The 21,848-nt window shown below is 58.5% G+C and carries 20 protein-coding genes; 6 read left to right on the top strand and 14 right to left on the bottom strand.

Translation table 11 applies throughout. The annotated features are described in order from the left end of the window. Positions 1 to 76 precede the first annotated feature (76 nt). The 4 genes from BM269_RS13780 (at position 77) to BM269_RS13765 (ending at position 4,792) form a co-directional block, all read left to right on the top strand. Entirely contained in the window at positions 77 to 2,179 is a 2,103-nt protein-coding gene (locus tag BM269_RS13780) for a TonB-dependent receptor (protein WP_170860372.1), read from the top strand. A gap of 71 nt (positions 2,180 to 2,250) precedes the next feature. Further along, entirely contained in the window at positions 2,251 to 3,684 is a 1,434-nt protein-coding gene (locus tag BM269_RS13775; RefSeq protein WP_170860371.1) for a PepSY domain-containing protein, read from the top strand. Then, positions 3,681 to 4,397, top strand: coding sequence for a hypothetical protein (locus tag BM269_RS13770; RefSeq protein ID WP_090437591.1), 717 nt, complete (start codon positions 3,681 to 3,683; stop codon positions 4,395 to 4,397). The genes BM269_RS13775 and BM269_RS13770 overlap by 4 nt, the downstream gene beginning before the upstream one ends. Continuing rightward, positions 4,394 to 4,792, top strand: a complete 399-nt coding sequence (locus BM269_RS13765; RefSeq protein WP_307153299.1) for a hypothetical protein — start codon at positions 4,394 to 4,396, stop codon at positions 4,790 to 4,792. The genes BM269_RS13770 and BM269_RS13765 overlap by 4 nt, the downstream gene beginning before the upstream one ends. 37 nt (positions 4,793 to 4,829) lie before the next feature. On the opposite strand, the gene BM269_RS13760 is transcribed toward BM269_RS13765, so the two are convergent. From BM269_RS13760 to BM269_RS13720, 9 genes are all read right to left on the bottom strand, one after another. Next, on the bottom strand, positions 4,830 to 5,849 hold the full coding sequence (locus BM269_RS13760) for an NADP-dependent oxidoreductase (protein ID WP_090437590.1): 1,020 nt from the start codon (positions 5,847 to 5,849) through the stop codon (positions 4,830 to 4,832). Between the two features lie 49 nt (positions 5,850 to 5,898). Continuing rightward, on the bottom strand, positions 5,899 to 6,702 hold the full coding sequence (locus BM269_RS13755) for an oxidoreductase (RefSeq protein WP_090437589.1): 804 nt from the start codon (positions 6,700 to 6,702) through the stop codon (positions 5,899 to 5,901). A gap of 88 nt (positions 6,703 to 6,790) precedes the next feature. Further along, positions 6,791 to 7,399, bottom strand: a complete 609-nt coding sequence (locus BM269_RS13750; RefSeq protein ID WP_090437588.1) for a TetR/AcrR family transcriptional regulator — start codon at positions 7,397 to 7,399, stop codon at positions 6,791 to 6,793. Positions 7,400 to 7,438: 39 nt separating this feature from the next. Beyond that, on the bottom strand, positions 7,439 to 7,843 hold the full coding sequence (locus BM269_RS13745) for a hypothetical protein (protein ID WP_090437587.1): 405 nt from the start codon (positions 7,841 to 7,843) through the stop codon (positions 7,439 to 7,441). Between the two features lies 1 nt (position 7,844). Next, positions 7,845 to 8,306 (bottom strand): SRPBCC family protein, encoded by a 462-nt coding sequence (locus BM269_RS13740; protein WP_090437586.1) that lies wholly within the window; start codon positions 8,304 to 8,306, stop codon positions 7,845 to 7,847. Positions 8,307 to 8,315: 9 nt separating this feature from the next. Then, on the bottom strand, positions 8,316 to 9,431 hold the full coding sequence (locus BM269_RS13735; protein WP_090437585.1) for a ferritin-like domain-containing protein: 1,116 nt from the start codon (positions 9,429 to 9,431) through the stop codon (positions 8,316 to 8,318). Next, a complete protein-coding gene (locus tag BM269_RS13730; RefSeq protein WP_090437584.1) occupies positions 9,428 to 11,002 on the bottom strand; it encodes a GMC oxidoreductase in 1,575 nt (524 codons plus the stop codon). Before BM269_RS13730 ends, BM269_RS13735 begins: the two co-directional genes overlap by 4 nt. Then, complete coding sequence (locus tag BM269_RS13725; RefSeq protein ID WP_090437583.1) at positions 10,999 to 11,517, bottom strand: hypothetical protein; 519 nt, start codon at positions 11,515 to 11,517, stop codon at positions 10,999 to 11,001. Before BM269_RS13725 ends, BM269_RS13730 begins: the two co-directional genes overlap by 4 nt. A 15-nt stretch (positions 11,518 to 11,532) precedes the next feature. Next, positions 11,533 to 13,323: a phospholipase D-like domain-containing protein gene (locus BM269_RS13720; protein ID WP_090437582.1), complete on the bottom strand. Its 1,791-nt coding sequence runs from the start codon at positions 13,321 to 13,323 to the stop codon at positions 11,533 to 11,535. A 190-nt stretch (positions 13,324 to 13,513) separates the two neighbouring features. On the opposite strand from BM269_RS13720, the gene BM269_RS13715 reads away from it, so the two are divergent. Then, a complete protein-coding gene (locus BM269_RS13715; protein WP_090437581.1) occupies positions 13,514 to 15,229 on the top strand; it encodes a hypothetical protein in 1,716 nt (571 codons plus the stop codon). A 155-nt stretch (positions 15,230 to 15,384) separates the two neighbouring features. Here the strand turns inward: BM269_RS13715 and BM269_RS13710 are convergent, their stop codons facing one another. From BM269_RS13710 to BM269_RS13700, 3 genes are all read right to left on the bottom strand, one after another. Next, on the bottom strand, positions 15,385 to 16,281 hold the full coding sequence (locus BM269_RS13710) for a hypothetical protein (protein WP_090437580.1): 897 nt from the start codon (positions 16,279 to 16,281) through the stop codon (positions 15,385 to 15,387). Between the two features lie 57 nt (positions 16,282 to 16,338). Then, positions 16,339 to 16,647 (bottom strand): hypothetical protein, encoded by a 309-nt coding sequence (locus tag BM269_RS13705; protein ID WP_090437579.1) that lies wholly within the window; start codon positions 16,645 to 16,647, stop codon positions 16,339 to 16,341. 63 nt (positions 16,648 to 16,710) lie between these two features. Beyond that, the gene (locus BM269_RS13700) at positions 16,711 to 17,343 is read right to left on the bottom strand and encodes a DMP19 family protein (protein WP_090437578.1); all 633 of its coding nucleotides are present in this window, start codon (positions 17,341 to 17,343) and stop codon (positions 16,711 to 16,713) included. Between the two features lie 420 nt (positions 17,344 to 17,763). Between BM269_RS13700 and BM269_RS13695 the strand changes: the two genes are divergently transcribed. Continuing rightward, entirely contained in the window at positions 17,764 to 18,810 is a 1,047-nt protein-coding gene (locus BM269_RS13695; protein ID WP_170860370.1) for an OmpA family protein, read from the top strand. Here BM269_RS13695 and BM269_RS13690 read toward each other — a convergent pair. Both BM269_RS13690 and BM269_RS13685 read right to left on the bottom strand, forming a co-directional pair. Further along, positions 18,796 to 19,767 (bottom strand): NAD(P)/FAD-dependent oxidoreductase, encoded by a 972-nt coding sequence (locus tag BM269_RS13690; RefSeq protein ID WP_139232741.1) that lies wholly within the window; start codon positions 19,765 to 19,767, stop codon positions 18,796 to 18,798. The genes BM269_RS13695 and BM269_RS13690 overlap by 15 nt on opposite strands. Before the next feature lie 182 nt (positions 19,768 to 19,949). Then, positions 19,950 to 21,791 carry a LodA/GoxA family CTQ-dependent oxidase gene (locus BM269_RS13685; RefSeq protein ID WP_211482694.1) on the bottom strand — a complete coding sequence of 614 codons (1,842 nt, stop codon included), beginning with the start codon at positions 21,789 to 21,791 and terminating at the stop codon, positions 19,950 to 19,952. Between the last annotated feature and the right edge of the window lie 57 nt (positions 21,792 to 21,848).

Here is a 21,848-nt window from a genome sequence, read left to right as displayed (position 1 = left end):
GCGTTCGCAATGCGCTCGCGTCATGCCGGCCGTTGCGCTGCCGCGTCACGCGTTTACTTACTGCAGAAATCCTTCCATGTTCTCATTCCGCCCAGCCAATTTGCCTTCCCTGCACCCAATCGTTGCCGCCATCGCAGTGCTTTACAACTCCGGTGCGTGGGCCCAGCAAACCGACATCATGCCAACCGTGACCGTGCAAGGAGCCATGGAGTATGAGGGATTGGGACTGGCGCGCCAAAGCGCTACGGCCAGCCGGTTGAACCTGACAGCGCAGGAATTGCCGGCCAGCGTTGAATCGCTCAGCGCAGACACAATGCAGGCGCGTGGCGACCTGCAGGTCAAAGATGCCATCACACGCACAACCGGCCTGACCGACACCAGTTCGCCGGGTAACGGCGTCGCCTATTCCGCGCGCGGCTTCGCGGGCAACGGCTCTATCGCACTGCTGGAGAACGGCCAGCGCCCGCAAGTAGGCTCCGGCACGGCCACCTATCCGTCCGACCCCTGGGGCTATGAATACATTGAGGTGCTGCGCGGTCCCGGTTCGGTCGTCTACGGCAGCGGCACCACCGGTGCGACCATCAATGCCATTCGCAAGGCGCCGCAGCGCCTCACCAGCTTCGAGGCAATGGCCGGCATCGGCGGCGGCAAGGCGCTGCGGGGCGGCGTTGGTGCCACTGGCGCCTTCGGTGAAAAAGGAGCGTTCCGCCTCGACGCCTATGCCGATCGCAGCGATGGCTTCATCGACCGCGGCCAGTCCCGCCACGGCAAGATCCTTTCCAGCATGGCTTACGCGCTGGCGCCGAACCTGGATGTCGACCTGTCGCTTGACCACCTGGAGCAAGAGCCGCAGCGGTACTTCGGCACGCCACTGGTCGGCGGTCGCATCTCGCGTGAGCTTCGCGACCAGAACTATAACGTCGGCGACGCAGACATCTCGTTCAAAGACGATAAAGCGGTCGCCCGCCTCACCTGGCGCGTCAACCCGGCGCTGAGCATCAGTAATGAATTGGCCTACATGAAGGCACATCGCAACTGGCGCAACGTGGAATACTATTCCTACGACACGCAAGCCAAGTTGGTCGAGCGCAGCGACTACATCGCCATCCAGCATGATCAGGAACAGACCGGCAATCGCCTTGAAGCGCGCTGGAACGCGAGTTCCAACCGCATGGTCGCCGGCTGGGAAGCGGCCACCATCAACTTCACCCATACCAACAATTCGCCTTACGGTGGTTCATCCACCGTGGCGCCGATTGGATTCAACCCGGGCGTGTTCGACAGCCCCGATCCCCTGCGCCCGAATTTCAACACCGATACCACAAGCCATGCGCTCTATCTGGAGGACGCCTACACCATTTACCCAAGCCTGCTGCTGCTCGCTGGATTGCGCCACGACCAGTACAAGGTCGAGCGCGTCAGCCTGCTGGGTGCCGCTGGTTTCACCTCCAGGCTGCATTCGAATACAGTACGACTGGGTTTGACATGGACACTGGCCGCCGATACCGCGCTGTATGGCCAGGTCAGCAGCGGCAGCGACCCGGTATCGAGCCTGCTTTCGCTGAACCTGGCCAACAGCCGCTACAAGCTGACCGGCTCGCGCCAGGTCGAGGCGGGCATCAAGCAATCACTGGCGAGCGGCAAAGCTGAATGGACTGCGGCGCTATACCGCATCAGCAAAGACGACATCATCACCCGCGACCCATCCAATCCAGCGCTGTCGATCCAGGGCGGTGAGCAGTCGTCGCGCGGCGTCGAGCTCAGTTCCAGCGTGAACCTCACGCAAGAGTGGCGTTTGGAAGCCAACCTGGCCTACACCGACGCCCGGTTCGACCAGTTGATCGAAGGCGGCAATGTCTCGCGCGCCGGTAACCGTCCGGCCGACGTACCAAAGATGTCGTCCAACTTGTGGCTTAACTACCGTAGCAACGGCTGGCGCATGGCAATCGGGGCGCGCTATGTGGGTGAACGCTTTATCGACAACGGCAACACGCAGGCGCTGCCGGCTTATACAACGATGGATGCCTCGCTGGGCTGGAACGTCAACCGCAACGTCCTGCTGCAACTTAACTTGCGCAATCTGGCCGACAAGCTGTACGCCAGCACCTCGTACAGCGACAGCCAGTACCTGTTGGGCGACCGCCGTCACGCCGAGCTGACCATTCAGTGGCGCTATTGACCATCAGCGCCATGGGATCGTGGAAACGCCAGCTACACCTGCTACACCGCTGGCTCGGAATCGGTGTCGGCTTGCTCGTAATCCTGTGGTTCGGCTCCGCCATCGTGATGATGTACGTGCCGTATCCAGCCCTTAGCGGGCAGGAACGCATGGCGTGGCTCGCACCGTTGGATCTCGCGCGGGTCAAGGTGAGCGCCTGGGATGCCTGGCAGTCTGCCGGGCAGGCAGGCATTCCAAGTGTTGTGAAAATCAGCACCGTAGCGGGCCGGCCAGCCTACCACTTCATGCGCGAGGGCCGCTGGTGGTCGGCCTGGGCCGACACCGGCGCCGCGCTGCACGTCACGCCGGACATGGCCCAGGCCTCGGCCAGGGCGGCCGCGCTTGAAGCCAAGAGCTTGACGGTACAGGCGATCGAGCTGGATCAGTGGTCTTTTGGTTCCATCCGCGTGCATCGGCCACTGTACCGGGTCGAGGCGGACGACACGGCCGGCAGTGTGCTGTACGTATCAGGCCGCACCGGTGAACTGGTAAGGGACACCACGCGCAATGAGCGCGCCTGGAATTGGGCCGGTTCCGTCATCCACTGGATCTACTTTACCCCACTACGCGAGCATGGACAGCCATGGCGGCAAGTGGTGCTATGGACTTCCGGCGCAGCCTTCGTGCTGGTGATGGCCGGCATGATCCTTGGCATCCAACGCGTGCGGCTGCGCCAGCGCTATGCCGGCGGCCGACGCTCACCGTATCGCGGTTGGCAGGCATGGCATCACTGGCTTGGCCTCGGCATCGGTACGGTGACGCTGACGTGGCTGTTCAGCGGCTGGCTTTCAGTCACGCCTTTCGACTGGCTGTCATCGCCGGGCGTGACGGCGAACGACCGCTTAGCCTTCGCAGGTGGTCCGCTGAGCCGCCAGGATCTGTCGGTCGATCTGGCGCAAACCATCCACGCCGGCGACAATTTTCTGGAGCTCGAATGGCGCAGGGTCGGCGGCAAGCTGTTTTTCGTGGCCCTTGATCGTGCCCGGCAAACTTTGCTGGATGCCGGCAGCGGCGCAGTGCTGCCGCCTATTCCAGAACAGGTACTGGTACAGGCCGTGCGCGCCACACGACCCGGCACACCGGTGCTGACGGCCGAGGTGATCGATACAGGCGACAGTTACTACTACAGCCATCATGGAGACCGTCAATTCCCGGTACTGCGCGTGCAGTTCCAGTTGAATGATGAGACCACGTTCTATGCCGATCCCGCGTTGGGCCAACTGGTTGGGCATGCCGACCGTAACAGCAAATGGAATCGCTGGCTGTTCAATGGTTTGCACCAGCTCGATTTCGCAGCGGCAATGCGTTCGCGGCCGATGTGGGATGTCCTGGTTGTGTCACTTTGCATGCTCGGTGCAATGCTGAGCATGACCGGGCTGGTTCTGGGCATCCGCCGCCTCAGGAGGGTACCATCCCCAGCAGCTATAATTGGGCGTGCACGGCAGAACCTACAGAAAAGCGAATGAGCAATATCGAACTACCTTTCCGCGCAACGACCAAGGAAGCCTGCGCCTGGCTGGCGCAGCAGACCGGCGCACCCTGGACCCTTGCCCGCCTCCTGGAAAACGGGCTGACGCCAGTAGTCTGGCTTGACTACGATCCTGCGTACCCTGAGCTGTTCGGGGATGCCAACGGCGGTTACGCGGCACCGATCTTCTTCCAAGACGATGTCGCCCGCCTGGTGGCCGGCAGTGAAGACGTGCTGATCACGTTCACGAAGGACGCCTACAAGCTTCCAGCCAGGCTCCCCGAGCCGGGATTTCGTCGCTCACTCGACGAACTGCGCTTCCTCAAAAAGGACCTCGAGCGCCTCGCCGGGAAGCTGAAGCACGAGGCAAGCTCCGCGCAGCAGCAAGCAAAGGGGACCGGCGCGAGCGAATCCCAGTTCGGAATCAGCAAGGCAGAGGTGCTGCTTGCATTCGCCGCTTTCGTGCGCCTGGACCTGGCTCGGCAACTGGATGAGGCTACAGGTATCTTTGGCGACGATGGCGCCCGCGTCAAAGCAAGCGCCCGAAAATCGAAGCGAAACGCGGTATGGAACCCAGTCACTTTGGCGTTGGGCCTGCATGACGTGTACCGTGTTCCGCTCGGCCCATTAAAGCGCACATTCAAATCGCACGACTTCCTCTACGCCTGGGAAAACGATTGGGAAGAGTCCCTGCGTTTGCTGGGCAAGTGAGCATTTCCAGCCGCGAAATCACCCAAATAGTGTATGCTGCCGGCATGAATCAAGACACCGACATCCAGCTCAGCGGCCCGTTCAAGGCAGTGGACGGCAGTGGCCGTACCATCGACATCAAATCCATTCGCATCTTCGACGAAGGTTACGGCGTGATCGACCTATATGTCGATCTGGCCGCACCGGCTGCCGATGGATTACACAAAGATCTCAAGCTGATCGCCGAAATCAGCGCTCGCCTGCGCGTGCTAGGCTACAACGGCCCTGATCTGGCACCAGGCGATCCGGTGATCCAGGAAAAGCGCTTGATCGTGCTCGACACGCCAGACGAGTTCCTCGCCTTTGCAGTGCGTAAGGGTTTCAAAGACCTGACTTCCGAATTTGACGACGAGTAAACACAAGGCAGGCGCCAGTCCCTTCCAAGTCCCGTTCTCAAGCCTCCGGAACGGACGTCGCCATTTGCACCACCACCTTCCCTTTCGCCCTGCCTTGCGCAAGGTAGGCCAGTCCCTCCTTTGCCTGGGCGAAGGGAAACACGGTATCCACCACAGGACGCAGGCGTGACGCGGCAAGGTGATCGCCGATATTTGCCAGTTGCCGGCCATCCGGACGCACGAATAGGAATGAGTAGCTGGCCTTACGCCGCTTCGCGAGCCGGATAATTTTCCCACTCAGCAGTTCGAACACGAACTTCATCGCGAAATTCATCCCACGCTGCTGTGCGAAAGCGGCGTCCGGCGGGCCGACCAACGATACGATCTTGCTGCCCGTCCCCACGACCTGCAGCGACCTTTCCAGCTCGCCGCCACGCAGCGTTGCAAGGACTACGTCGTAGTCGCGCAGCAGCTCCTCGAACTCCTGTTTTTTATAGTCGATTACTTCGTCGGCGCCGAGCTGGCGCACAAAGTCCACGTTGCCCGTGCTGGTCGTCGTTGCCACCTTGGCGCCAAGCAGTTTCGCCAACTGGATGGCAAAGCTGCCGATGCCTCCGGCGCCTGCCGGTATAAACACCTTCTGGCCCGGCTGCAACCGGGCCCGTTCTGCGAACGCTTGCCACGAGGTCAGGCCAACCATTGGAATAGAAGCCGCCTGCACAAAATCGAGGTTGTCCGGTTTAAGCGCTGCAGCGTGCTCCGGCACCGCTGCATATTCGGCAAGCGTACCGACGCCAAGGTCAAAGGTGCTGGCAAAGACCGCGTCGCCGACTTTGAATCGAGTCACCGCACTGCCGAGCTCCACGACAACACCCGCCAGGTCGCTACCCATGGTCGCGGGCAGTTGGAGTTTGATGATCGGTTTGAAGCTGCCCGTCGCAATGATGTTATCGACGGGATTGAGGCCTGCCGCGTAGACCTGGACCAATATCTCGTCCGGCTTGATTGTGGGCCGCGGAAGGTCCGCGAACTCAACATTATTTGCGCCGCCGTAGCGCTTCAAGACTAGTGCCTTCATTTCCATATTCCTTGTTTATCAGCGAGATGAACCGAACGCCTGAATGGCGCTAGGCCAGGCTTAGGTCCTTGCGTAGCCCGGCGTCCACCAGGCCGGTCGGCGCGAATGAGCGCAGCAGCCGGAGGCGCCTTGCCAGGGTTCCGGCGGTGTAGCGCAGTCGCGGCTTGCTTGCCAGCGCTGCTTTCAATATGGTCTCCGCTACCACACCTGGTCCTTCGGCACCGGCCATCGCTTCCTGCACGCGGTGCGCGACGGTCTTCCGCACTTCAGCGTAGGCTTCCAGCTTGGCGTCCGGTTCCAGCAGGTTGGCATCGAATGGAGTCTTGGTGTACGCCGGTTCGATCACGATCGAACGGATACCCCAATTACGCAGCTCGTGGTCCAGCGATTCCGAATAGCCTTCAATGGCGTGCTTGCTGGCCGCATAAAGCGCGCCATAAGGCATAGGGAGGAAACCCAGCACGGATCCAATGTGCACGACGCGGCCCTTCCCTCGAGCCCGCATATGGGGCAACACGGCGCGCGTCATGCGGACCACGCCAAAGAAATTGGTGTCGAAAATTGCCTGCGCCTGTTCGATCGAGCTTTCTTCCGCACCCGCGGGGGCCACGCCAAAACCCGCGTTATTGACCAGCAAATCGATTTGGCCCTCCATGGCGAGCACCGCCGCAACTGCAGCTCGCACCGAATCGTCGCTGGTCACATCGAGCGGCAGCATTTCGTATTTGCCCTTAGCCCCTTGGGCACCACGGCGACTGGTGCCGTATACCTTGAAGCCAGCCTCCGACAGGCGCGTTGCCGTCGCCTCACCAATGCCGGACGAAGCGCCGGTAACCAAAGCAATCTTTTTCATAACGCCAGTTTCCTCTCAAATCGAACACACAATATGACACCCATCATATTCAATGGCAAAAAAAACGGGCGTGGCCATTGCGCCCCCTTCACTCGGCGGCCGGTAAAAACTGCTTCAGCGCGGCTGCACAAAGCGCCTGCGACAGCTTGGGATCGTCGACCGCCCGCGCCACCATCGTTGTGCCGATCAAGCCGCAAACCAGGGCCATTGCCTGCTCGTGCGCCTGGGGTTGGCCCCAGTCCGGAAGTTGACGCGCAAACAAGTCGATCATTTCCTTGATGTGGATGGTCGCCACACGCCGTACCTCCGGCGCCTGCCTCGGCATCTCCGATCCTAGTGCCGAGACTGGACAACCAGTCTCAATAGCCCCTATGTGCTCAGGGGACAGGTAAGCCTGCATCATGGCCTGCAACGCTTGCCCGGGGGGAGCCGCCGCCGCCACGCGCGCCGCCAGCGCCACCGATTCGGCGCCCGCCCGATCCCCCGCTTCAGCGAGCAGCGCATCGCGGGAATCGAAGTGCGCATAGAAACCACCGTGTGTCAGGCCGGCTTCTTTCATGATGTCGGCCACGCCGGTGCCACCGTAGCCGGTACGGCGAATGGCGCGCGCCGCGACTTCCACGATCCGTTCGTGCGTTTCTTCTTTACGACTTGGCAACTGTTGTTTGATGGTCTTCTTCCTCATGACGACCATCATATATCAAATCCGCGAAAGCTGCAGGAAAATGCGGCCGCCTTACGGCTTGAAGTAATTGCGATCCGCCGGAGCCTCGTGCAACGTAAACGTGTGCTGGTAATCCGGCGGATACACGTCAATGATGCGATAGGTTCCGGAGGTCAGCCAGCTTCCTTCCGTCCAGCTGCCATCGGTGTTCAGTTTCTTGTAGATGGTCTGGCTCTCGATGAAGACCCTGCCCCAGAACAGCCACTTCCCGTCGATGTTGTGCACGTAATAGACCCGCACCGGGTCCAACTGAAAGATGCGGGCGCTCGGCTTGTCCTTGAATTCGAACACCCTGTCCCCGATGTCCTCCAAGGTGATCGGCTTCTCCCGGTGCCGCGACAGATTCAGCAGGTCTGCCGGGAAGCCCTGCTCCGTCGTGAGTTGAAGGGTATCGTTGATTTCCACATAGCTTCCCATGTCAGCTCCTTGATTTCGGACGGCCAAAGCGTTCAATAAGATTGTCGAACCCGCGCTGGTAAAACGAGCTCAGTGCGTCTTCCTTGTAGCGGAATGTCGAGGACCAATGCACCATGCAGGTCCGGTCGGGAACGATTTCCAGCACGCGAATTTGCGCGTGGTACTCCTTCACTTGCTCGCCCCACGCCCCGGCTTGCCATTTGTAGCTGTACCAGCGATTCGGGTTATCCATCGTCACCAGTTCCTCGGTGGTGGTAGGCTGCCCCGGGAAGGTCAATACCCGACGCAGCATGGGAATCTCGGTCTGTTCCGGGTCGACGGCCGATTCCGTGATATCGGGATGCCAGTGGTGGATGGTGTAGAAGCCACCGACCACCGCCCACACCGCGTCGGCCGACGCGTTCAGTTCGACCGTACTGACTACATGGCGCAGGTCGCCCGCCTGCTGGGTTGTCGATTGCATGCTGTCTCCTCAAAGAGTGATCAGGCGGAAGCAAGGGCCGTAATTGCCCCGGCCATTCGGTATCGGAATCTGCATCAGGGGCCGCGCTGTTTTTTCCAGTTCGAACATCAACTCGATGGCGCGCCACATCGCGCCCTGCCCGCCCTCGCCCCAGGCGCTTTCCAGCAGATGGATTGCCTTCGAATAGGTACGGTCAAAGCCAAGCAGCAGGTCGCCCACCTCCTGGCTTACTTCATCGGCGCGATAGCCGCCTTCCGGCACCTCGGCCATGGGCCAGACATCCGGAAACGCCAGCGGTCCACCGAATATGTACTTCTTGTTGACAGGGTCGTACTCGATCTTGCGCCGCTCGCGCACTTCCCAGAAACGGTAATAGTGCGATAAGGACGCCAGGCCCTTTTCGGAAGGATCGAGGTGCACCGCGCCCTCGCCTTGCGTCTTGATCCAGTGGATGGCACTGGTCACCTTTTCCGGCGCATCGACGACAAACCAGGACAGCGGCCCCGCGACCTGATGATCCGGCGTCATCTCCGGCTGCAGGCTTTCGAATTCATGGGCGATCGCGTCGTACAAGGCGCCGATGGTGCTGGCGTGCGTTCCTTCGTGATCATGGGCATGCTTGTACTTGCTGTCGTACGTGCCGATGTCCATCGGATCTTCCGGCAGTTCGATCTCCATGAAGTCGTCCAGCGTGGAATCGCTCAGGCCGGCCAGCCCAATGTGAAGTTCAGGATGCACACCGCCTGGCAATGCACATGGATAGTGCAGGCCGCCGCTGGTGGTGTCGTAGAGATGCGGCGTTCCTCCCAGCGAGGCAAGCATATTGCAGGCCAAGGCCATGTGCAGCATCTCTTCCTGCACCACGTGCCGGATCGTTTTGGCCACGGGATCCAGGTTGTCCTTGATCGACCACAGGGTGCACAGGTACGGGGGCAACGTCGCGAACTCCAGCATGACCGCCTGCTGCAGTGTTTTCTTCAGCAGTGCCAGCCGCTCCCCAGGGCTGATTTTCACCTCGAGTTCCGCATGCATCAGGCACGCTACATTCTCCTTGATGTTGGGATTGCGGGCACTAAGAACCTGGCACACACGGTCGTGCAGACTGCTGGCTGGGGCGGTAGTCATGGCTGGGCCTTGTTGATTGGGTGAGCAAGGAAGTGGTCGGACAGGCGCATGGACAGCGCCGTCAACGTCAACGTCGGATTGACCGCGCTGCCACTCGGGAAGACGCCGTTCGAGCAGAGGTACAGGTTGTCGGTAGCGAAGACTTTCAAGTCGCTGTCCGTGACGCCCATCTCCGGCGTGGCGCCCATCCGGCAGGTGCCCGTGGTGTGGTGCGCGCCCGGGTCTTCCGTCTTGGCGTACACCACTTCATAGCCCATCTTGACGATGACTTCCTGCATCAAGTCCAGATTGGCCTGCGTATTGATGTTCTCCTGCTCGGTGCGGCTAAAGCTGACCGTCGTCAGCGGCAAGCCGAACCTGTCATAGCCCTCGGCAATTTGCAGGCGGTTGTCGAACTTTCCCTTCTCCTCCATGAAGGCCTGCAGCTCCATCTCCATTGGCCCGCTGACGATGGCATCGACTTCTTCGGGCGTTTTCCCGGCGATCATCAGTTGCGCAATATCCGTATTGGGGCGCACACGATCCTTGAACAGGAAGATCTTGCCGATCTTCTGCCGTTCCGGCGTATCGTAGCTGCGTGACATCAGGGTCGGGAAATCGTACTCCTGGAACCATCGGTTCGGATTGCTGGCAGTACGGCCGCGCACCTTGAGCATGGAGTGCGAAATGATGAAACGCCCAAGCAAGTCATGGTCATTGCCCACGCCTTGCGGCCAGTAGTCGTTTTTCGACTTCATCAGCAGCTTCGGCGTTTCGTAGGAGCCCGAACAGATGACGTAACGGCTTGCCTGCACGGTGTAATGCGTGCCGGTCACGTTGTCGATGCAATCGAGACCGTCCACTTCCGCCTTGCTGCGCATACGCACTTCCGTCACCGGCGTGTTGGCGCGCAGTTCGAAGTTCACAAAGCGCTTGTTATCTGTCATCTCTGTCAGTACGTTCTGCGCCGAGAAACGCGCACCGAATGGACAGTACTTGCAGGTACCGGTGGTCAGGCATTTACGGTAGCGCGCAATCGGCATCTTGCCGGGCTTGATGCCTAACGCCTGGAAGGCTTCGATCATCACCCCATCCGCCGCGGTCCAGGCGAATGGCGGTGCCGGATAAGGTTTGCTGCGCGGAGACCAGTCCTCCGCGTCGTCACCGCAAACGGACAGGAATTCTTCGGCCTGGTTGTAGTAGTCTTCCAGGTCGTTGTAGCCGATGGGCCAGTCGGCGCCTTCGCCGGTATTGGTGTACAGCTGGAAGTCTTCCGGCTTGAAACGCAGGCTCCAGGCTCCCCAGTGCATGGTGGAACCGCCGACCGCCTTCACCCGTGTACCCGCGGATAGCCAGTTCACGTTGCCGGTGGACGGCACCTCCCAGTCCTGGTCGTACGTAAAATCGTAGGGCGTACGATTCAAAGTGATGTAGTCCCACCATGAGCGCCGGTCGCGCGACGGTATGAACGGGCCGGCCTCCAGCATCAGGATGGCGGTTTCGGGGTCGTCTTCCAGCAACCGCTTGGCCAGGCTCACGCCAGCCACGCCGGATCCCACGATCACATAATCATAGACACGGCTGGAAGTCATGAGTTGTTCTCCTTCGGTTCGTACTGCCGCACCAGCGCATGCTCGTTGTAGCGCGAACCCTTCACATAGCCGTGATAGTTCTTGCCGCCGAAGTGCTTGAAGCCGCTCATCATCACTTGCAGCTTGATGAATTCATCGACCACGTAACGCTTGGCATGGGCCAGGCGCGTGCCTGGCGGGCCGGGTGGGATCCCGTTCTCCAGGAACAGCTTGCGGTATGCCTGCTGCTCGCCATACATGGCCACCAGTTCCCGTACCACGTAGATGGCGTTGATATACTCGCCGGTGTAGCTGGGGGCCAGTTCAGATTTTTGCTGCAGCATCTCCAGCCACGAACTTTTCAGGTTGGACGATTCGTAGCGCACGTTCTTCCAGATCACCGCAATCTGCTTGAAGATCTCCCAGAGCGCTTCCTTGTTCGCGTGCGTCAACGCCTGGCCATCGCCGGGCAGCAGGCTGGAATCCACTTTGGCCTGGCATACCGGCCCGCCGATCAGCTCCATCACCTTGTCCATCGTCTCCCTCCGGTCTTATTGTTGCGGGATGTGCATGCCCTGCAGCAGTTCACGCTCGGTCACCTTGGCGAGGTTCTCGCCGTAGTAAGTGCGTATCCAGCTATCGTCCGGTGCCAGGTACGGCACGTTGTCGCCAATGCCGGCGCTGGCCGCTTTGCCAACTGCTTTGTTCGCGTTAACCTTCGAGTAGCGTTTGGCGACATCACGGAAGCGGAAATGGCTCCACAGGCGCATGAACTCCCCGAGGTAGATATCAGCCACGCTGCAATTGCCCCTTACGATCAGCATGTTCTCGTCGTTGTTCGTCGTCGAGGCATCGCTGAAATTGGCTGAGCCACTGATGACGGTCGGGTTCGCCCCCATTGGATCGACAAAAAGGTATTTGGTGTGAACATAGTTGACGAAGCTGTTCAAGCCACTGAGCTTTTCACCCAGCCAGCGATGCAGGGCCGAGTCGCCGATCACGTTGGTGTCGAGCACCTCGCCGATAGCGATCAGGTTGTTACGGACAGCCTTGAACTCGTCATATGTCGGTCCGGGCTTTTCCAGCAACACGTAGCGCATATTCGCGGAATTGCGCGCCAGGACATCGGCGAAAAGCTTGTTGACTCCGAATGCCGCCGTAAAGCCTGCCAGTTTCTGCGCCTGGTCGATGTTCCCCGAATACCATTGCAAGGCATTCAGCGACGGCCTTGGGCTGAACACAACGTGCACGCCAGAGGACAAGTCGCCCACCGGATCGGGTGTCTGCTTCAGGTTCTCAGGGCGCAGTTTCACGGCCGGCGTATCCACGGCCAACTGCTCCCAATATTGCAGATACTTCGCCGCCACCTCCGACAGGCGTGTGATATGCACCACGTTCGACTGCCCATAGATTCCGCCATCGGTGAAGTTGGTCGATCCGGTCAGTACTTCAACCGGCTTGCCATCTTTGAGCAATACAATGAATTTGTTGTGCGAGATATAGCTAGGGTTAGCCTTACGCGGGATCATCAATGCTTCGATGCCCGCTTCCGCAATGGCCTTGTTGCTGGTTTCCTGTGGCTCTTTCTTGCGGCAGTCGTAAACGATTTTCACATCGGCGCCACTGGCAGCGGCCGCGCCAAAGGCCGCCAGCACAGCCTTGTGGCTGAATTCATAGGCTGAAGCCCGGATCGCAAAATGCTTGCCTTTTGCCTTGCCGATGAAGGCGATGATCGCTTCCTCCACCCCACGCGACAGCCACTTGTACGCCTCAGGACCCGCCTGCGCCGGGCTGACGTTGCCGAACTTGCGTGCATATGCCTGGCTGCCGGCTACGCCACGATTGAAGTAGATGGCGTGGGCGCCGTTGTCTTCGTTCTCCGTGGTTACGGGTACATCGACCGCATCGCCGTACTGCAGGTTGCGGGGATCTCCATAGACCGGCACGACCCTGTAGATGTAGTTGTTGCTCGCCTTGGCGGTATAGTCCCCCCAAAGGAACCCTTGCACCGGATGCTCCAACGTCGATACCAGGGTGCCTGGTGCCGGATTGGGCTCGGTCGCTTCAAAGGTCTTGAAACCCTTCAGCCAATACTGTTCGCGCGCCGTCTTGTCCGTCCGATGGATTGCAAAGCCCAGCAAGCCTTTGCGCGCTTCATCGCTCACCTCCATGCCGAGTAAAACGACATAGGTACCCGCCACTGCATTGACGGTCAATGCTTTTGGTCCTTCCTGGGATACACGCATTCTCACCATACACCTCGCTATCGCAATAGGAACGTCTGCAACGAATCCGGATAGAAGCATGGGAAGCTGGAGCAGCTCAGACTTTCCAGCGAGCATGCGGGATCTACTCTACATGCGCAAAATGACAAAAAATTGCACACATTTTCACAGTCGCATTTTTACGTCGGCTTGTGATCTGGAAGGACGGGCGAGCGCATCGAATGGAACCCGGGGAGCGCTCATGTTACTCATGAGTGCCTTTGGAAGCTTCCGATCGGCTTCCAGAACAACTTCGCCTGGAGTCACCATGAAAACCAGTCCACTTACGACTGCCCCCATATTCGACGCGCATCCAGCTCCTGCGGCGCCGCAAGCGAATACCGCGGCGACAGTGCAATTACCCAATACCACTGCCGGACATGCCACGCATGCCAATGCGGGCCGGGCAGGTTTTCAGCAAAGCCTTCTCAGGGCATCAGGCGCGGAGCGTGAACTCGCCAGTTCCAGAGACAAAGTCAAAGAATTCGAGAAGGAGCTCGCAAAGTCGGAGCGCCCTGTCGTTCAGTTCCCTCCTAGCGCGAGGGGTGATATGAACGCCTATAAATACACGGCCTTCCTTGACGAGAAAGATCGCCCGCTCACGGTATTCGAGTATTTCAAGAATCCGCGCCCGGGATCCGAGCAGGAAGCGTTCAACCGCAATCTCGATGTCATCAAACAGCATCTGGAATCGTTAGGCGACAAGTTCCAGGAAGGCCGCGACTACATTTTCGGCACCCTGCAGGATGTTACCAAGTACAAAGCGTCGGTGAGCGAGGAGAGACGGAAGCACTACCAGCAATATGACGGTGTGATGGCGAAGCCCGAGGTCCGAGAAAGAGCCCACGAGATGTTCAAAGCGAAGATTGCGTCGGAACCTGAAATCAAGGCCTATCTCGCGAAAAAATTGCCCTCCGTCGACTTCACCGCGGCGCATCACACGCGAGAATCGAGGCTAATTGTCGTCAATATCAACAAGCGGGCGCACCAGGAAGAATGGAATCCCCGCGAGTACCGCCACACGACGCCTGACGATGCAGTCATGCGCGGGATGATAGATGAAGTCTACAACGCACAGAATTCGATCGGCGGAAAGGACAAGCTTGACATCAGCTTCGTGGGTAGTGCGTTCAACGAGCAGGAGCAAAAGGTGTGGAGCGACTACGCCAAATCAAAAGGCGTCAATGCGCACTTCTTTAACGATATGGTAGGCGAAGGTCTCGACCGCAACCAGCAAAGGGCGGCGATGTTTGCACTGACCGACCGATATAAGGCAACGACCTATCTGGGTCATCAGTCTGGAGTCAATGAAGATGCCCAGATACTTCCGCGAACTAACGTCTACAGCCTCAGCGAGTACCTGGGCCAAGGCCAGGTAGGGATCAGCCGCGTCGAGGCCAGGCCGCAGCTGGATACTGTGAAGACGAGCGATCTGGGCATGGCAACAGGTGCAAGCAGCATGGGCAACTTCTACAGCCTGCGCAATTCAGAACTTCTGACGACAAAAGGCATTCTGGCCGCCATTCAAATCAAGGTTAACCTCACAGCGAAGCACAGTTCGCTCGAAGATCTCATGAGTAAGCTCGATAGGAAGAACAACCCGGACATGACCGATGCCCAGGCCATCGACAAGCTATTCAACATGATTCTTACGGATGCTGGAAAGATGAATGACGGCAAACCCTCGATCAATCTTAGCGACGAAGTTCGGGACGATTACAAGAGAGCGATCGGTGTGATCGTGCAGCGCGAGAAGTCTAAAGAACAGGGTTTGAGCGCGGAAGCCAAGCAATACTTTGCCAACGCCATGAAGCAAGAGCTGACCCGCCATGACCAGCAGGATCCGGTCGGGCAGCACGAGGACAAGCTTACGTCGCACAATGCAGGACTACGGCCCTACACACTGGGGAGAAACCAGATTGATCATAGACGGCCTACGGAAAATCACGACGACTACCTGAAATCGGTATTTCCGCCGGATTGAACCGCCCTCGAGAAAGTCCCGTCGCAGGCCAGCTCAAGTGCAATAGTTCAGACTTGATCTGGCAATACGCGTCAGACTGCCGACAGCTTCCGCCCCTTTGCGGAAGTTCGTGCTGAGCGCCGACCCGAATGAGATAACAGACGCAATAAATGCGTCTATTCAAATGTTAAAGAATTGAAGAATCGCTCTTGAAATTTGAGGGATTCTTTCTGGTCTTTATCGGTTACGACGCCCAACATAAAGGTCCCACCTGGTACCCTGAACCACAATCCGTGGGTGACTTTTTCACCGTTGCTGCCAGGTATTTCGCCCAAAGTAGAAACTGCATCAGCGCCCTTGAACGTCAATGTTTTAGCATCAGGCTTTGTGATGGTGGAGTCAAAAGTCCCGCCCATTCCTGAACCGGGACCCGAGCGCTCAAAAACCGCTAAAAACGTAGAGCCATACCGGTCAGTGCCTCGCAACATAAACGCAGGCTGCTCCCCACTACCCTTTGTAATATCTTCAAATGAGCCGGGCATTTCGATTGAAAAATGGCCATCAGTAGAGCGCACTCGCGACCAACCATCTTGCGTAGCCGTGAGTGCATCATGGGGATATTTCTTGTCCGCGTACTCCTTTCGAGTTACTGGCATTGATGGCATTGCCTGTTCGGCAGGCTGCATGAAGAAAAAGCGGCGACCACGTCCAGACGTAAGCTTGGTGCCGTAAAAACGCATCCGCTTTCCAATAATCTTATCTGCAGGCTTTCCCCATAGGGTAGTTATCGCATTAGGGAAGCACGAATCCGTTTGTAGCACCGCGGTGAAAAACTTCGGAGACTTCTCACTTTCAAAAACAACCTTGGCATTTTCGATGCTAACGTCAATACGGCCAGGTGTAGAGTTCATTTTGAAAGTATTGTTAACATCCCCTTCAATTACCCAATCTGCTCTACTTGCAGCGTCTTGCGCCGACTTAACGATGGCGGTGCAGCTCGAATTATTCTGACCGACGGCGGAATGGGAGGCCGTAAAGAACAGCGAAGCCAGGGCTACATACAAAATCTTCAAGAACTTTTCCTATTCTGAGGTAAACTATATAAAGAGGCCGCAATTGGCCGACCTCAGTCAATTTGTGGCTAATTCGATTTCGCGCTTTACGTCATCGGGGACGTTCAGCCAGGTCGTAGCACTGTTCAACTGCAATCGCAAATCTATTTCGTTTTCAAGCTCTTCAAGAACATAGGCGAACCAATCGGGGGAGCGTCCACGACTTTTCATGTTGAACAAAAAAGCGCCAAGATTATTGTGCCATTCGATGCCTACCAAAGTATAGTTCACGGTCTGAAACCAGGGTTCGCCACCGCCCAAGATCCTTACTCGCAGCATCTGATCAAAGCACGTAACTTCAACGGTCTGTACGGTTTCTAAAGTCATTAGGTTCGTGATTGCTCAGTGGAAGTCCGTTATTGGCCGGATTCTGCCTGCGGCATCAACGTTTCAGCTCAGTGGCGGCCGTAGGCCGTCCACTGGAGCGCCTTGTTGGGCTGTTAGCCGCACAAGACCATGACGAACTGCGAATTCTTCGCATAGTTCCGCAAGCTTATCTGGGTCCGCCCAGAATTGCCGATCTAGTTCATCCAAGCGCTGCTGCCTCGAATCGCTAGATGTGTTCGCCAAGAAATCTCTTCTCGCCGATGTATTTTCAGGTACGTCTTTGAAACCGAAAACGATCTGCTTCGCTTTTTGAAGTAGAAGTAGACTTCCTAAGGCTCCCATAGCTTCCAGTCCGCGCAGCGCCGCATGATATGTGGAGGCGGAACTATTGTGAAAATACTGATCAAAGCCACCGTTGTACACTTCGCCAGAAAGGCAGCCGACTGCCCAATACTGTAGTTCGTGCTCAGATAACGAATTCAGCCCAGCTGGGGTTTTGTAAACCATGTCGACAAGATCGCGCCAATAAATGCGGATTGGGTCAGTTGCGTCAAGCTCGCGCTCGCGCTTTGCTGCAATCTTTGACGCTTCAATTTGCGCTCGAGTACCTGATCTACAAGGCATGCAACGTCCTCCATTTCGTTCCGCAGTTTCCTGCAAAATGAGAACGCCGCAATCAGAACATGGAATCTTCATCTGGTGTTAGGCTCAACGTGTTATAGATCGCAAAATACCGAGTTAACATGGGCGTCTGCGATATCACATCCCTTGTTTTTGACCAAGGAAACCCTTCAACGGCGGGGCTTCTTTAGTATTTACTGCGTTTCCATACAGGTTTAACAAAATCGACAAAAGTCGCAGCGACCTGGTGCGCACCGATTTTGACATATTTACAACCAACTGGGGAGGGAAGCCGAGGGCGCAACGGCAGTTCCTGGCCGGAATCGGTCCAAACGAACTCTAACTCATCAGACATTCTGTGTCAGGTCAGGGCTGAGTCACTGCAGCTTAAGAAAATCCCACCACATGGTATAAACTTGACATCATTATCAAGTTCAACCCATGCGTTTGCTACTTCATGCGAAAGGATATTTCTTGAAACTGCCGTCCGCCCCTATGGCTCGCCATTTCATTGCCGCCGTGTTTTCCCTATCTACGCTTTCCTTCACCGCGGCCGCCTTTGCAGGTCCCGACTGGGCTATCGATGTCGCCGGTGGCGAAGACCATCCCCTGATCCAGCGCTACAACAATTCCTGGATGATGGCCTACAAGAAGATCAACTTCGACCAGACGATTTTCCCGGGCAAGCTGGGCCTGAACAGCGAGAATAATTTCGTTGAGCCGGTCGCGGTGGAAGGCCAGATCACGCGCATGGTGTATTTCGCACCGCTCGGCAAGACCCCGCTGGAAGTGCATCGCAACTACGAACAAGCCCTGAAGGCAGCAGGATTCAAAGCCATCATCAGCTGCACGCCGCGCGACAAAGGTTGCGAACATATGCGCTACGGCTTTGACGATCATTACGGCGACATGAAGGAAGCCGATTTTCGTGCCAACCGGGCACGTCACCCGGAAAAATCCGCGCTGAACAGCCAGATGCATTCCTTGGGCGGCTCCAATATGCTCGGCACGGATGATATCTACTTCACTTACGGCACGTTGACAAAGGATGGCAGCACCGTCCACGTGATGCTAAATTCCGGCAAGGTGTATCGCACCGACTTCACTACCACTTACATCGAGATTGCCGAACCGAAAGCGATGCAAGGCGGCCAGGTGACCGTCAATGCGGATGCGCTGAAGACTGCCCTGCAGTCCAGCGGCAAGATCGCCTTGTACGGCATCTACTTCGACACTGGCAAAGCGGAAATCAAAGCGGCTGAATCCAAGACACAGCTGGATGAAATGGCGAAACTCTTGAAGAGCCAGCCGGCACTCAAGGTGTACATCGTGGGCCATACCGACAACCAGGGCAACCTTGACGCGAACCAGGCGCTGTCACAGCAACGCGCACAAGCGGTTGTTTCCGCGCTGGCCAAGCAATACCAGATTGCCGCCACGCGCCTCGCGAGCAAAGGCGTAGCCAGTCTGGCGCCTGTCGCATCCAACGCGGACGACGCCGGACGTGCCAAGAACCGCCGGGTGGAGCTAGTGGTTCAATAATCCCGTGCGGCGGCTATGCGGGGCGCGCCGCTGCCAAAACAACTGATGGGAATAGCGGCTCACCGCCGCATAGGTCTCGTCGAGACGTTGGCCATAGCGGGCGGCTACCGCCCGCATCTCGGTGAGGTAGCTCTCACGCGCATCGTTGGCGCCGTCGATGTAACGCTCGATTGCCCGGCCGGCACTCTCGGCCGTGGCAAGGGCATTGAAAAGCCCCTGCGACGCAATTGGATCAAATGACAGCATGGCGTCGCCAATTGCAAAAAAGCCTTCCGGCAGTCGTGCAAGAGCACCTGGATCCAGCCCTCCCCCACCGGCAGGTTGCGCGTGCACCGGAAAATCCATGACTGCCGGCTGGATCGCGGCCAGCAGCTGATGGCGACGCGCCTTGGCCAGTAGCCGAGCCGGATCACGCAGCGCTTTCAGTTCCGAGTCATCGCCATCCAAGTGAAACGCGAGCACGCGTTGCCCGGCCGGTACGCGCACGCTATACCACCAGCCATTGCTGTCGGCACAGATGCGGGTGGAGTGGTCCTCATCGCATTCGTCCACCGGCAGGTGTGCGTAAAGGCAGATCAGCCGGTCTTTTCCGCAACGAGCCAGCCCAAGCTGCCTGGCGGCAGCCATACTCCGTCCAGTGGCATCGACCAGCACCGGCGCCCGATGCGTCCGGCACAAGGGCCCGTCACACTCGAAGTCGACCTGCCAGCGCCCCGCGTCAAATGACGCGGTCAAATGCCGGGCGCTGTCGACCAGGATGGCACCGGCCTCAATGGCGGCCGCCCTCAGGCTTGCATCGAAACGCATTCGATCGAGGTGCCATCCCGCTCCATGCGGGTCGCGAATGGGATCAAACCATGTTGGCGCTTCCGAATCCCATTGGGACACCATTGCACCGCGCGCCGCATGGCCTTGCGCAAGAAAGCTGTCATGGATCCCCAGGCGCCGCAACAGCATATGCGCGGCGCCCGGCAGTGACTCACCTATTCGTTGTGCCCCGCTCGCTCTCGCTTGCGGCCGATCCAATAGGAGCACACGGTGCCTGGGCCGCAGGCGCCTGGCCAACGCCGCCCCGGCCGGCCCCGCGCCCAAGATGATCGCATCCCACTCCGGCGGCGAATGGTCAGTCGGAACCGGCATCACTCCACGGGCTTGGGTGTTCCGCGGCGCGCAACCTGGCGCATCCGGCTGTCGGTGGCCTTGCGTTCGGTCTCGGACAGCGGCTGGCCACCGCGATCTTCCACCTGCATCACAGGAGGAAGATCCGGGTCGTTAAGGACCCCCTTGCGCAGCTCGACTATGCCTTGCCGGTCGAAATGATTCACCATGGTTAGCAACTGCTGTTCGTACCCGGCGCCCAGCGTCCGGTCCCAGTCAGCGCGGTCGTTGAAGGCTGCCAGGCGTTGATCGCGTCCCAATTCCTGGTCCACCACCTTGTTGTAGTTCTCCACGCTAAGCACCTGGTTCGGCACGCGCGCCGGCCAGAATGTAGGAAGGTAAGGGTCATACTGCGGGTCGTAGCCGGACCGGCAGCTCGCAGTGTCGGTCTGCCACGGTATCGCCATCCAGCGGGTGATCGAACCTGCGGACTGACCGTACAACGGTCCGTTAAACGAGCACGCTTCGGCTGGAGTGAGCGTCTTGCCATAGTCCGGCTCAGGATCGTCCTTGGCACGGTGGTGCCAACGATAGGGTTCGCTGTACATCGAACCATGGCGCACCGGCCAGGTCATCTCGCAGCCGGGATGGAAGGCGTCGGCCAGGCAGAACTCCATTGCTGCGCGGTCAAGCATGGCTGGCTGCTGTTCCAGCGGCACATGATCGATGTCGGGGTCGAAGTCAAATACAGCGCCTGGATCGCAATCGGCGATGAACTTGCCCTCCGCCCAACGCCCAAGCATCGTCAACTGGGTGGTCGTCAGCGCATTCATGGCGCGGGGAATCGGCGGCATCGGCACATCCATCGCATCGCCATAAATCCATGGCCACGGCTTCATCGACGCATCCTGGTACTGTGGGTTGCGGAAGGCGTTGGCGACGGTCATGCGCAGCTGTGCGTAAGTGTCGCCCTCCTGGGAAAGCTTGCGCAGGTAATCCGGCGCAAGGAAATGCTGCGGCATGCCGTAGCCAAAACCGGCTGCGAAGCCGGCATTCATCCACTGCAGGTCGCACATGGCCTTGAAGATCGGCAGAATATCGTTCTTGAATGAAGGCCGATCCGGCACCGGCAGTTGTCCCGACTGGATGGCGACATCTGTCATCACGGCATACATGGTGCGTACCGATTTTTGTTGCGGCCCGTAGTTGGGCGGTGCCACGACCACCCAAGCCGGTGCCACACGCAGTTCTCGTCCGCCCACCCGCACGCGCGCGCTCACCGGACCATCACTGGTGTCGTCATACCAGCCATCGTTGTTGGCGAATGTCGTAGGGGCGCTGTCGTCGAACGAGGCCGATTTGCCATGCCCGCCAAAAACCCATAGCCGGCCGCCCGGATCGGTGCGCAATTCCCCCAGCGGCACCTGGATACTCATGAAGCTGCCGCTATCGAAGCGGTACCGGTCGCCCGAGCCAGAAGGTTCGGAAATGCTGCGGGGACCGGGCGTGATCGATAAGCTGCTGCGTTCGACCACCGGCACTTTCGCATTGCGGCGCGTGGAAGGAGTCGCCGTCGCAGCGTCGGGGATGTCCAGTGCAACCTCGAAGTTGTACCAGGCCGCTTTATGATTGGCCAGTTCGACGGTCCATTCAATCTCGATGCCGTCCCGCATATCCAGCTCACATACCACTTGCCCCTGGCCGTCGTAGCCATAGATGCGGAACTCCGCCACCTCGCGTTTAAGTGCTCCAGTATCGTCACGGTAGAAGTTCGCTGGCTTGGGCTCCGGATTCACCACTTGGGGTCCGATATAGAATCCGTCCTCCTGTTTGGAATTGCCTACCCGCGCAATGCCAACCGACGGGTGAATCTTCGCGTACACAACCTCGCTTATTCTGTCCACGACGCCTCCGTTCAGATGATAGGAATTTCCGGCCTT

Origin of the sequence: Duganella sp. CF458, assembly GCF_900113115.1 — a bacterium.
Taxonomy (GTDB): Bacteria; Pseudomonadota; Gammaproteobacteria; order Burkholderiales; family Burkholderiaceae_D; genus Rugamonas.
This window is presented reverse-complemented; position numbering and strand designations above follow the sequence as displayed.

Coding starts and splice junctions, on each gene's coding strand:
- BM269_RS13745 (WP_090437587.1), bottom strand. CDS start 7,843: ATGGGAAGCTATGTGGAAATCAACGATACCCTTCAACTCACGACGGAG.
- BM269_RS13780 (WP_170860372.1), top strand. CDS start 77: ATGTTCTCATTCCGCCCAGCCAATTTGCCTTCCCTGCACCCAATCGTT.
- BM269_RS13720 (WP_090437582.1), bottom strand. CDS start 13,323: ATGCTCGCTGGAAAGTCTGAGCTGCTCCAGCTTCCCATGCTTCTATCC.
- BM269_RS13760 (WP_090437590.1), bottom strand. CDS start 5,849: ATGAAGGCACTAGTCTTGAAGCGCTACGGCGGCGCAAATAATGTTGAG.
- BM269_RS13725 (WP_090437583.1), bottom strand. CDS start 11,517: ATGGACAAGGTGATGGAGCTGATCGGCGGGCCGGTATGCCAGGCCAAA.
- BM269_RS13730 (WP_090437584.1), bottom strand. CDS start 11,002: ATGACTTCCAGCCGTGTCTATGATTATGTGATCGTGGGATCCGGCGTG.
- BM269_RS13750 (WP_090437588.1), bottom strand. CDS start 7,399: ATGATGGTCGTCATGAGGAAGAAGACCATCAAACAACAGTTGCCAAGT.
- BM269_RS13690 (WP_139232741.1), bottom strand. CDS start 19,767: ATGCTGTTGCGGCGCCTGGGGATCCATGACAGCTTTCTTGCGCAAGGC.
- BM269_RS13770 (WP_090437591.1), top strand. CDS start 3,681: ATGAGCAATATCGAACTACCTTTCCGCGCAACGACCAAGGAAGCCTGC.
- BM269_RS13735 (WP_090437585.1), bottom strand. CDS start 9,431: ATGACTACCGCCCCAGCCAGCAGTCTGCACGACCGTGTGTGCCAGGTT.
- BM269_RS13695 (WP_170860370.1), top strand. CDS start 17,764: ATGGCTCGCCATTTCATTGCCGCCGTGTTTTCCCTATCTACGCTTTCC.
- BM269_RS13715 (WP_090437581.1), top strand. CDS start 13,514: ATGAAAACCAGTCCACTTACGACTGCCCCCATATTCGACGCGCATCCA.
- BM269_RS13740 (WP_090437586.1), bottom strand. CDS start 8,306: ATGCAATCGACAACCCAGCAGGCGGGCGACCTGCGCCATGTAGTCAGT.
- BM269_RS13755 (WP_090437589.1), bottom strand. CDS start 6,702: ATGAAAAAGATTGCTTTGGTTACCGGCGCTTCGTCCGGCATTGGTGAG.
- BM269_RS13705 (WP_090437579.1), bottom strand. CDS start 16,647: ATGACTTTAGAAACCGTACAGACCGTTGAAGTTACGTGCTTTGATCAG.
- BM269_RS13700 (WP_090437578.1), bottom strand. CDS start 17,343: ATGAAGATTCCATGTTCTGATTGCGGCGTTCTCATTTTGCAGGAAACT.